Source organism: Polaromonas sp. P1_F2 (assembly GCF_056405735.1).
The window spans coordinates 15,143-26,265 of sequence record NZ_JBFUBN010000019.1; the positions used below are offsets into that span (position 1 = coordinate 15,143).

An 11,123-nucleotide genomic window follows, 5' to 3' on the forward strand; every position below is an offset into this window, starting at 1 on the left:
CCAGACCCACCATGAGCGTTCATAAAGAAATCAGCTTCGAGACCGAAATCTGCGACTACCTCGCAGCAAATGGTTGGCTTTATGTCGCGCCGGGCGCCGAGGGTGATGCGGCAGGGTACGACAAGGCGCGAGCCCTGTTCCCCGCGGATGTTCTGACCTGGGTGCAAGGCACGCAGCCCAAAGCCTGGGAGACGCTACTCAAAAACCACGGTTCGCAAGCTGAAGAAACTTTGCTCACGCGTCTGCGTGACCAGCTTGACCAGCGCGGTACGCTGGACGTACTGCGCCACGGTATCGAGTTGCTGGGCCCGAAGACACCGCTCAAACTGGCCGAGTTCAAACCCGCACTGGCCATCAATCCTGACATCCTGGCGCGCTACGCAGCCAACCGCTTGCGTGTGGTACGGCAGGTTCGCTATTCACTGCACAACGAAAACAACATTGATCTGGTRCTGTTTTTGAACGGGCTGCCGGTTGCCACGGTTGAGTTGAAAACGGACTTCACCCAGAACATTGACGACGCGATCTGGCAGTACAAGACAGACCGGCTGCCTCGAGCCAAAGGCCAGGTGGCCGAGCCTTTGCTTTCTTTCCCCAACGGCGCATTGGTGCACTTTGCCGTAAGCAATAGCGAGGTGGCCATGGTCACCCGGCTGGATGGGTCAGCCACAAACTTCTTGCCTTTCAATTTGGGCAACAACGGCGCAGCGGGAAATCCGGCAAATGCTGCAGGTGGTCATCGCACGGCTTATCTCTGGGAACGGGTTTGGGCACGCGATAGCTGGCTTGAAATCCTGGGCCGCTACCTGATTGCGCAGCGCAACAAGAAGAAGCAAATAGAAAGCATCATCTTTCCGCGTTACCACCAGCTGGACGTGACACGCGAACTGCAGGCTGCCGTGGCGGCAGAGGGTCCGGGTGGCAAGTACCTGATACAGCACTCCGCTGGCTCCGGAAAAACCAATTCGATTGCCTGGACTGCTCACTTTCTGGCTGAACTGCACGACGCCAACAATGCCAAGGTATTCGACACCGTGCTGGTGGTATCTGACCGTAACGTGATTGACTCGCAACTGCAGGAGGCGCTGTTTGATTTTCAGCGCACCAGCGGCGTAGTGGCGACCATCAAGAATACCGAAGGCAGTAAAAGCGCAGCGCTGGCTGAAGCACTGTCGGGTGACAAGAAGATTGTGGTTTGCACGATTCAGACTTTCCCGCATGCACTCGATGAAGTGCGAAGGCTAGCTGCCACCCAGGGTAAACGGTTTGCGGTGGTCGCTGATGAAGCACATAGCTCCCAAACGGGCGAAGCTGCATCAAAGCTCAAAGCGGTGCTGACAACAGAGGAGCTTCAGGAACTAAACGACGGCGGTGAAGTGAGTACCGAAGATGTGCTGGCGGCCCAGATGGCCGCGCGGGCAGATGACAAGGGAATTACCTTTGTTGCTTTCACTGCCACGCCAAAAAATAAAACCATGGAGTTGTTCGGTACCTGCCCGGACCCGACACGCAAACCAGCGGCGGACAACCTGCCAGCGCCTTTTCATGTGTATTCGATGCGGCAGGCGATTGAAGAAGGCTTCATTCTGGACGTTCTTCAGAACTACACACCTTACGGTCTGGCCTTCAAGCTGGCCCATGAAGGCTCGGAACTTGATGACAAGCAGGTAGAACGAAGCGCTGCCATGAAGAGCATCATGCGCTGGGTACGCCTTCACCCCTACAACATTGCCCAAAAGGTTGAAGTGGTGATCGAGCACTACCGAGAATTTGTAGCTCCACTGCTGGGTGGCAAAGCCAAGGCTATGGTGGTGGTTGGTAGTCGCCTGGAGGCGGTGCGCTGGCAACGCGCCGTGCAGCACTACATCAAGGACCGAAACTATGTGATCGGCACGCTCGTGGCGTTTTCGGGCGAGGTGATGGACGCCGAATCAGGCCTAGATGGGTTTACTGAAAACAGTGCCGTTCTAAATCCCAACCTCAAAGGCCGCGACATCCGCGAAGCCTTTAAGGGCGGCGAATACCAGATTTTGCTGGTGGCTAACAAATTTCAGACTGGTTTTGACCAGCCTTTGTTGTGTGGCATGTATGTGGACAAGCGACTGGCAGGCATTCAGGCGGTACAAACATTAAGCCGTCTGAATCGTGCGTATCCGGGCAAAGATACAACCTATGTACTCGACTTTGTCAACGATACCGAAGAAGTCCTTGCATCCTTCAAGACGTATCACACGACGGCTGAGCTTTCGGCTACCACTGATCCGAACCTGGTTTTCAATCTGCGTGCCAAGCTGGATGCAGCAGGACACTACGACGATTTCGAAGTTCATCGGGTGGTCGAGGTAGAGTTGAATCCGAATGCCAAGCAGAGCGAGTTGGTCTTTGCATTGGAGCCAGTTAGTGACCGCATTTTGAAACGCTACAAGGCTGCGCAGGAAGATCAGCATGCCGCCAAGGCAAAGAACGAAGGCAAGGCGGCACAGGATGAAATGGATGCATTGATCTTGTTCAAACTGGACATGGGTACCTTCCTCCGGCTCTACACCTTTCTGTCGCAGATATTCGACTACGGTAATACGGCTATTGAGATGCGCGCCATCTTTTTCAAGCGCTTGCTCCCTTTGCTGGAGTTTGGCCGCGAAAAGGAAGGCATCGATCTGTCTAAGGTCGTCCTCACACACCATCACCTGAAAGACCTCGGCCAACGCAATCTGCCGCTGCACGTCGGGGAAACTCCGAAACTGGCGCCTATAACGGAAGCAGGTAGTGGCAGCTTGCAGGAACAGCAGAGGGTGTTTATGGCCGAACTGATCGCCAAGCTCAATGAACTGCTGGGGGCTGACACAACGGATCAAGACAAACTGAGTTGGGTGCAAGGTACATTGCTGGGCAAAGTGGCCGAATCGACGACGCTGCAGCAACAGGCACTGAACAATACCAAGATGCAGTTTGCAAATTCTCCAGACCTGAAACCAGAGCTGCAGAACGCCATCATGGCGTCGTATGACGCGCACACCTCGCTAAGCAAACAAGCACTCAATTCACCTGCCGTGCTTCACGGCCTGCTCGACATCCTGCTCAACAATTCGCAGCTCTACGAGACGTTACGCGCAAAGATTTAGGCGCGTTAGATGCCGTCGGTTCATCGCGGGGGTTATTGGGTTTAAGCTCTTTTCTTAAACATCCCAGAGGCCCCACCAGCCGCCGGAATCTCACCGGCCATCGCCTACAAAACGCCTCCGCCCCAGAGCCTGGGTAGCAACACGCGTCATGTTCATTTTTCAAGGTTTTTTCGACATGACAGGACACTTATGTCGATATTTCTCGATTTCATCGACACATTTCCTTGGTATGGCGATGACAGCGACACGTTTAGCGACCCAACGTGCAAAGAAAACGGCGATTTCTTATCTGATTGATCCGGATATGTATAGAAACCAGCAATTTCTATACAGGTCATATGGCCTTGGCCGTAAGGAGTCTTTGTGGTCTTGGATTGTTTCTTGGTATTTTGTCTCTGTCCCCGCTCCCGATTGCCCCGTCCTGGCTGGGCCGAGGAGCGCAGAGACAAGCGGATCAGGGCCGGCGTTGTCTGAGCGAAGCGAGTTTAGCCGGACCCCGCTTGGCTCGAGCACCGCAGGTTGCCCGAAGCGAAGCGCAGGGACCCAGACTGCGGGTCGCCTTTTCTTTGGTGACTTTCTTTTGGCGAAGCAAAAGAAAGTTACTTGCTGCCGGCAACCCCGGCCCCGGAACCCAAACCAACAACAAGCTTCAATATCGTCAAGCCACAGCCGGCAACCGATCAAGCAACTTATCCAGCGTAACCGGATAGTCCCTCACCCTCACCCCGGTAGCGTTGTAAACCGCATTCGCAACAGCCGCAGCAATCCCACAAATCCCAAGCTCCCCCACCCCCTTCGCCTTCATAGGCGAAGACATAGGATCAGTCTCATCCAGGAAGACCACCTCCTGATGCGGAATGTCGGCATGCACCGGCACCTCGTAACCCGCGAGGTCGTGGTTCACAAAAAAGCCGTGGCGCTTGTCGACCACGAGTTCTTCCATCAGTGCGGCGCCGACGCCCATGGTCATCGCGCCTATGACCTGGCTGCGGGCGGCCTTGGGGTTGAGGATGCGGCCAGCCGCGCAGACGGCGAGCATGCGGCGCACGCGGATCTCGCCGGTGGCGGCGTCGACACCCACTTCCACAAAATGCGCGCCAAAGGTCGACTGCTGGTATTTTTTGTCGAGGTCGCCGTATTCCATGAAGTCTTCGGCCACCAGGCCCTTGTCGCCGGCGATCTGCGCGAGCGGGATGGAACGGCCGCCGGCGTGCAGCATGCCGTCGGCAAAGACCGCGTCGGGCGCGGTGATGCCGGCGCTTTGCGCGACGGTTTCGCGCAGCTTCATGCAGGCGGCGTAGACGCCTGAGGTGGAACTGTTGGCGCCCCACTGCCCGCCGGAGCCACAAGAGACGGGGAAGGCCGAATCGCCCAGGCGCACCAGCACTTTTTCTAACGGCACGCCCATGATTTCGGCGGCGGTCTGCGCGATGACGGTGTAGCTGCCGGTGCCTATGTCGGTCATGTCGGTTTCCACCGTGACCACACCGTTCTTGTCGAGCCGCACGCGTGCGGCGGACTTCATGGTCAGGTTGTTGCGAAAAGCCGCGGCGACGCCCATGCCGACCAACCAGCGGCCTTCGCGCACCTGCGCGGGCTGCGGCTTGCGCCGGTTCCAGCCGAACTGCTCGGCGCCCAGGCGCAGGCATTCGATGAGGCGGCGCTGCGAAAAAGGCCGGCCGGCCTGCTCGGGGTCGACCTGGGTGTCGTTGCGGATGCGGAATTCGATCGGGTCCAGGCCCAGCTTCTCGGCCATCTCGTCCATGGCGATTTCGAGGGCCATCAGGCCGGGCGCCTCGCCGGGCGCGCGCATGGCGTTGCCCTCGGGCAGGTCGAGCACGGCCAGGCGCGTGGCGGTGAAGCGGTTGGCGCTGGCGTACAGCAGGCGCGACTGGTTGACCGCGGTTTCGGGCTGGCCCTCGGGCAGGTCGCCGGACCAGCCCTCATGCGCCATGGCGGTGAGCTTGCCGTCGCGGCCGGCGCCCAGGCGTATGCGCTGGATGGTGGCCGGCCTGTGCGTGGTGTTGTTCGCCATCAGCGGCCGCTGCAGCGCGACCTTGACGGGCCGCCCGGCCGCGCGCGCGCCTAGCGCGGCCAGCAAGGCATCGGCCCGCACCCAGAGCTTGCCGCCGAAGCCGCCGCCGATAAAGGGCGAGACCAGGCGCACGTTCTCCTTGGGGATGCCCAGGGTGGCGGCCATGTCGCCGACGCTCCAGTCGATCATCTGGTTGGCCGTCCAGAGCGTGAGCTTATCGCCCTGCCAGGCGGCCGTGGAGGCGTGCGGCTCCATCATGGCGTGCGACTGGTCGGGTGTGGTGTAGGTGGCGTCGAGCTGCACCGGCGCGGCGGCGAAGGCGCCCGCGAAGTCGCCGATTTTGGACTCGGGCGTGCCGCCGAAATCGGAGGGTTTGGCCAGCGGAGCGCTGGCTTTTGCGGCGGCCAGGTCGAACTTGCCGGGTGTGCGCTCGTACTGGATTTTCACCAGCTGCGCGGCGGCGCGTGCCTGCTCGAAGGTCTTGGCGACGACCACCGCGAGCGCCTGGTGGTAGTGGTCTATCTCGGGGCCGCCCAGCAGTTTGGCGGTGTTGAACTTGCCTTTGCCGAGCTTGCCGGCGTTGCGCGCGGTGACGATGGCCAGCACGCCTGGCGAGGCGCGCGCCGCGTCCAGGTCCATGGAGGCGATGCGGCCCTTGGCGATGCCGGCGCCGACGATGTAGCCATAGGCCGGGTCGGGCACGGCGTCGTGGCGCTCATAGGCATAGGGCGCGCCGCCGCTGGTCTTGAGCGGGCCGTCGATGCGGTCGGTGGGCTTGCCGATGACCTTGAGCTGGTCTATCGGGTTGGTGGTGGTGGGGGTGTCGAATTTCATGGTGCTCAGCTCCTGGCCTGGGCCAGCACGGCGGCGAGCGTGCGCTCGACCAGGGTCAGCTTGAAGGCGTTGTCGGGTGTGGGCTGGGCGCCGGCGAGCAGGCCCGCGGCCACGGCTTTCGCGCCTTGGGGCATCGCGGCTTCGGCGGCTTCGACGCGCCAGGGCTTGTGCGCCACGCCGCCCAGCGCGACGCGGCCGGCGCCGCCGGGCTGCACGATGGCGGCCACGGAGACCAGCGCGAAGGCGTAGGAGGCGCGGTCGCGCACCTTGCGGTAGATGTGGGTGCCGCCCACGGGCTTGGGCAGGCTCACCGAGGTGATGAGTTCGCCGGGCTCGAGCGCGGTTTCGATGTGCGGCGTGTCGCCGGGCAGGCGGTGGAAGTCGGCAATCGGGATGACGCGGGCCTGGCCGTTGGGCCGCACGGTTTCCACCGTGGCGTCGAGCGCGCGTAGGGCCACGGCCATGTCGCTCGGGTGGGTGGCGATGCAGGCCTGGCTGGCGCCGATAACCGCGTGCTGGCGCGTGTGGCCGCCGATGGCACTGCAGCCGCTGCCGGGCTGGCGCTTGTTGCAGGGCTGGTCGGTGTCGTAGAAATACGGGCAGCGCGTGCGCTGCAGCAGGTTGCCGGCGGTGGTGGCCTTGTTGCGCAGCTGGGCCGAGGCCCCGGCCAGCAGGGCGCGCGACAACACGCCGTAGTCGCGCCGCACACGCTCGTCGGCGGCCAGCGCGGTGTTGCGCACCAGCGCGCCTATGCGCAGCCCGCCTTCGGGCGTGGCTTCTATCTTGTCGAAGGCCAGGCCGTTGACATCCACCAGGTGGGCGGGCGCCTCGATCTGCAGTTTCATGAGGTCCAGCAGGTTGGTGCCGCCGGCGATGAACTTGGCGTTGGCATGGCGCATGACGGCTTTTGCGGCCTCGGCCGGGGTGCGCACGCGCTCATAAGTAAAAGGTTTCATGTCGCCACCCCCGCGACTTCGGTGATCGCCTCGGCGATGTTGGAATAGGCGCCGCAGCGGCAGAGGTTGCCGCTCATGCGCTCGCGCAGCTCGTCGGCGGACAGCACGGGGCGGATGTTGAGGTCGGCGCTGACGTGGCTGGGGACACCGCGCCGCACCTCGTCAAGCATGCCGACCGCCGAGCAGATCTGCCCCGGCGTGCAGTAGCCGCACTGGTAGCCGTCGTGCTTGACGAAGGCCGCCTGCATAGGGTGCAGCTGGCGCGGCGTGCCCAGGCCTTCGATGGTGGTGACCTTGGCGCCCTCGTGCATCACGGCCAGCGTGAGGCAGGAATTGATGCGCTGGCCGTCGACCAGCACGGTGCAGGCCCCGCACTGGCCGTGGTCGCAGCCTTTTTTGGTGCCGGTCAGGTGCAGGTGTTCGCGCAGGGTGTCGAGCAGCGTGGTGCGGGTGTCGAGGTTCAGCGTGTGCGCCTTGCCGTTCACTTCGAGCGTGACGCGGGCTGTCGGCACTGTGCCGGCGGTTGCGGAAGGGGGTTCAGTCGCGGCCATCGTGTCCTTGGGAAAAGAGCTGGCGGCCGCCGAGGCGGCGCCCGCAATCAGCAGGCCTCGACGGGAAACCGTGAGGGGGTCGGGATTGTTCATGGGGGGTCACCTTTGTGATTAGACCAGCTAGGGAAAGGTTGAGCATCCGCGTGGGTGGGGATCTCCTTTGTAGGACTGTGGCTTAGGGGGTCGTCGGTGGCTGTTACTTGGGGTCGGGCCGCCGGAGCCCGGGGTTGTGTTGAAGCCGGGTCTTGCTCCGGCCTTTGCGCTCTCTGCTGGGAGTTGCTGGCCGGGGGTAGCCCGGCGGCTACTCACTTTTCTTTTGCTTCGCCAAAAGAAAAGTAAGCAAAAGAAAAGGCGACCCTGGTTGCTGCGTCCCTCCGCTTCGCTGCGGGCAACCTGCGGTGCTCGGTCCAGACGGGGTCTCGCTAAACTCGCTTCGCTCAAACAACGCGATCCCTGATCCGTCTGGACCTCCGCTCCTCGGCGCATCCACAAGGGGTGGGGAGGGAATACCAATACTTAAGAAACAAGGACTCGCCAAGGCGAGTCCTTGTTGTATTTGGTTTTCTTTGTCTTTTGTCCCCGCTCCCGATTGCCCCGTCCTGGCTGGGCCGAGGAGCGCAGACGTAGGCGGATCAGGGATCGCGCTTGTTTGAGCCGCAGGCGAGTTTGCGCGAGACCCCGCCGTAGTCGAGCACCGCAGGTTGCCCGAAGCGAAGCGTAGGGACCCAGACTGCGGGTCGCCTTTTCTTTGGTGACTTTCTTTTGGCGAAGCAAAAGAAAGTTACTTGCCGCCGGGCAACCCCCGGCCAACAGACCTAAGAAGAGAGAACAGAGGAAGCGCGGACAGCCGGCGCAAGACCCGGCCAAAACCAGCCCCGCCACTGTTCGTCACGGAACCGTCACGAACAGGCGACACACTGTGGGACCTCTCCCGGAAGCTGTTCCCGCTCCGCCACTGACCTCAAGCCCCTCCCCTTCCCCCGAATGGACATCACTTACGGCGCCGACAAGACCGGCCTGCTCTGCGGCTACCGCTTTGAAAACGGCGCGGCCGGCGTGCCGGTGGACCTGATGGAGGCGGCGGCCTGGCTCAGGAGCGAGGCGCCCAAGGGGAAGTCCGATTTTGTCTGGCTGCACTTCAACCTCAGCGATGCGGCGGCCGAGGCCAGCATACGCAAGCACCTGAACGCGGTGCCGGAGTTTTTCGAGGCGCTGCATGAGGGCTCGCGCTCCACGCGCATCGAGGACGCCCACGACACGCTGATCGCGGTGGTCAACGACGTGGCCTACGAGTTCGCGTTCGACCCGGCCGAGATGGCCAGCCTGTGGCTCAACGTCGGGCCGCACATGGCGCTGAGCGCGCGCTCCCATCCGCTGCGCTCCATAGACCGCCTGCGCGACTCGGTCAAGAACGGCAAGAAGCCGCTGGAATCGTCGGTGTCATTCCTGAACCACCTGCTGCGCGAACAGGGCGACGTGCTGGTGCGCATCGTGCGCGACGCGACGGTGCAGGTGGACGTGGTGGAGGACAAATTCCTGGTGGGCCGGCTGCACAACCGCCGCGCCGACCTGGGCAAACTTCGCCGCGTGCTGGTGCGGCTGCAGCGGCTGCTGGCGCCCGAGCCCGGCGCCCTGTTCCGCCTGCTGCGCTTGCCGCCGCCCTGGGTCAGCGAGCGCGACCTTGAAGAGCTGCGCCAGGCCACCGAGGAGTTTTCATTGACCATACGCGACATGTCGGAGCTCAAGGAACGCATCAAGCTGCTGCAGGAAGAAATCGCCGCGCAGGTCAGCGAGGAAACCAACCGCAGCGTCTTCGTCCTGACCATGGTCACGGTGCTGGCCCTGCCGATCAACATCGTGGCCGGCCTGCTGGGCATGAACGTGGGCGGCGTGCCGCTGGCCGACTCTCCGCACGGCTTCATGGTGATCGTCGCGATCATCGGCGTCTTCACCGGCTTCGCGGCCTGGTACGTTTACCGGCAGAAGCAGTAGCTGGTAGCCCGGCCCCGCAGCGGCGTCAGGCCCCGAGCGCGAATTTTTTCAGGCCCTCGAGGTCCATCACCTCTATCGATCCGTATTGCACCTTGATCAGGCCGGCGCTTTCTAGTTCATGCAGCGCGCGGTAGGCGGTCTGCCTCACCATGCCGGTCAGCCGGCCTATCTCTTCCTGGGAAATGTCTATGCGCAGTTGCGTGTTCGGGTACAGCTGCGGGTTGAACAGTTCGGCCAGGCAGTAGGCCACCCGGGTGTTCACGTCCCCCAGGCGCAGGCCTTCGACCAGCGCCACGTAGTAGCCCAGGCGCGCGTTGAGCTGGTCTATCAGCCAGCGGCTGAAGGAATGGCTGTTGTCCAGCAGCCAGAGAAAAGTGGCCCGGGGCACAAAGGCCACCGTGCTGTCGCGGATGGCGACGACGGCATAGGGGCGCGGCTCGCCCTTGAGCACGGCGCCTTCGCCGAACCAGGCGCCGCCGGGAACGCCGGCAAAAGTCGTGGCCCGGCCGTCGGCCGACACCGTGTCGACCTTGACCAGGCCGTCGACGACGGCCAGCCAGTGCTCGGACGGGGATTCACGCAGGCAGACCGTCGCCCCGGCCGTGAACGTGCGGCTCACCGCGTCGCCGCAGACGCGGTCGAATTGGTCCTGGGTCAGCCCCTTGCGCCAGGGAGAAGATTCAAGGAAGTCGAGCAGCTTGCCGCGTTGGTCTGCCTGGTGCGCATTCATGTCGTGGGAACCCCTGGCAAGTGTGACAAGTAAGGATGGCAATACTAACCAGCAACGGCCGCGCCGCCAAATGTCATCCGGAGAACATTCATATCGCCTCGCTTCTTCGACAATTTTCTTTTGCCTGGACAGACGAGCATGACTATGGATACAAGCCGCCGAATGGCCTCACCGCCCAGCCTCCCGACCGAGGTGTTGCGCAGCGCCGTCGACTGGGCGCTGGTGACCCGCCGCGCCACGCGCGCCTTTCTGCCGACGCCGGTGCCGCGCGCCGAAGTGGAGGCCATCCTGGATGTGGCGCGGCACTGCGCTTCCGGGGTCAACACCCAGCCCTGGCATGTGCATGTGCTGATGGGCGATGCGAAGCAGCGGCTCAGCGACACGATCCTGCGCATCTACGACGACCCCTCGCTGGCGGCCCAGCTCGACGAGCCCTACGACTATTACCCGCAAGCGTGGGTTGCGCCCTATATCGACAGGCGGCGCAAAGTGGGTTGGGACCTGTACGGCCTGCTCGGAATCCAGAAAACCGACAAGCCGGGCATGCATGCCCAGCACGGCCGCAACTACCAATTCTTTGGCGCCCCGGTCGGGCTCATGTTCACCGTGGACAAAGGCATGGGACGCGGCAGCCTGATCGACTACGGCATGTTTCTGCAAAGCATCATGGTCGCGGCGCGGGCACGCGGGCTTGATACCTGCCCGCAGGCGGCCTTCACACCGTTTCATCGCGTCATTGCCAGGGAGCTGGCGATTCCGGAGCAACAGATGTTTGTCTGCGGCATGAGCCTGGGTTACGCCGACCCGAGCCGCATCGAGAACTCGCTGGTGACGGGGCGTGAAGCGGTCGGCAGTTTCACCACTTTTCATGACACCATCGACCAGGAGGCAGCGCCATGAGTG

General features: G+C 62.5%; 7 protein-coding genes. 3 read left to right on the forward strand and 4 right to left on the reverse strand.

Annotation, left to right across the window (positions count from 1 at the left end):
• The first annotated feature begins 11 nt into the window (after window positions 1-11).
• Window positions 12-3,122 (forward strand): type I restriction endonuclease subunit R, encoded by a 3,111-nt coding sequence (locus AC1D0O_RS24285; RefSeq protein ID WP_477656048.1) that lies wholly within the window; start codon window positions 12-14, stop codon window positions 3,120-3,122.
• A 658-nt stretch (window positions 3,123-3,780) separates the two neighbouring features.
• Here the strand turns inward: AC1D0O_RS24285 and paoC are convergent.
• From paoC to paoA, 3 genes are read right to left on the reverse strand one after another with little or no spacing between them, the layout of a single operon-like run.
• Window positions 3,781-5,991: an aldehyde oxidoreductase molybdenum-binding subunit PaoC gene (paoC, locus tag AC1D0O_RS24290; protein WP_477656049.1), complete on the reverse strand. Its 2,211-nt coding sequence runs from the start codon at window positions 5,989-5,991 to the stop codon at window positions 3,781-3,783.
• 5 nt (window positions 5,992-5,996) lie between these two features.
• A complete protein-coding gene (locus AC1D0O_RS24295) occupies window positions 5,997-6,947 on the reverse strand; it encodes an FAD binding domain-containing protein (RefSeq protein ID WP_477656050.1) in 951 nt (316 codons plus the stop codon).
• On the reverse strand, window positions 6,944-7,591 hold the full coding sequence (gene paoA, locus AC1D0O_RS24300) for an aldehyde dehydrogenase iron-sulfur subunit PaoA (protein ID WP_477656051.1): 648 nt from the start codon (window positions 7,589-7,591) through the stop codon (window positions 6,944-6,946). The genes AC1D0O_RS24295 and paoA overlap by 4 nt, the downstream gene beginning before the upstream one ends.
• 891 nt (window positions 7,592-8,482) lie before the next feature.
• Between paoA and AC1D0O_RS24305 the strand changes: the two genes are divergently transcribed.
• Window positions 8,483-9,490 carry a transporter gene (locus AC1D0O_RS24305; protein ID WP_477656052.1) on the forward strand — a complete coding sequence of 336 codons (1,008 nt, stop codon included), beginning with the start codon at window positions 8,483-8,485 and terminating at the stop codon, window positions 9,488-9,490.
• A gap of 25 nt (window positions 9,491-9,515) precedes the next feature.
• Here the strand turns inward: AC1D0O_RS24305 and AC1D0O_RS24310 are convergent, their stop codons facing one another.
• Window positions 9,516-10,220, reverse strand: coding sequence for a Crp/Fnr family transcriptional regulator (locus AC1D0O_RS24310; protein WP_477656053.1), 705 nt, complete (start codon window positions 10,218-10,220; stop codon window positions 9,516-9,518).
• A gap of 162 nt (window positions 10,221-10,382) precedes the next feature.
• On the opposite strand from AC1D0O_RS24310, the gene AC1D0O_RS24315 reads away from it, so the two are divergent.
• Complete coding sequence (locus AC1D0O_RS24315; RefSeq protein ID WP_477656054.1) at window positions 10,383-11,120, forward strand: nitroreductase; 738 nt, start codon at window positions 10,383-10,385, stop codon at window positions 11,118-11,120.
• The last annotated feature ends 3 nt before the right edge of the window (window positions 11,121-11,123 follow it).

Coding starts and splice junctions, on each gene's coding strand:
- AC1D0O_RS24295 (WP_477656050.1), bottom strand. CDS start 6,947: ATGAAACCTTTTACTTATGAGCGCGTGCGCACCCCGGCCGAGGCCGCA.
- AC1D0O_RS24305 (WP_477656052.1), top strand. CDS start 8,483: ATGGACATCACTTACGGCGCCGACAAGACCGGCCTGCTCTGCGGCTAC.
- paoC (WP_477656049.1), bottom strand. CDS start 5,991: ATGAAATTCGACACCCCCACCACCACCAACCCGATAGACCAGCTCAAG.
- paoA (WP_477656051.1), bottom strand. CDS start 7,591: ATGAACAATCCCGACCCCCTCACGGTTTCCCGTCGAGGCCTGCTGATT.
- AC1D0O_RS24310 (WP_477656053.1), bottom strand. CDS start 10,220: ATGAATGCGCACCAGGCAGACCAACGCGGCAAGCTGCTCGACTTCCTT.
- AC1D0O_RS24315 (WP_477656054.1), top strand. CDS start 10,383: ATGGCCTCACCGCCCAGCCTCCCGACCGAGGTGTTGCGCAGCGCCGTC.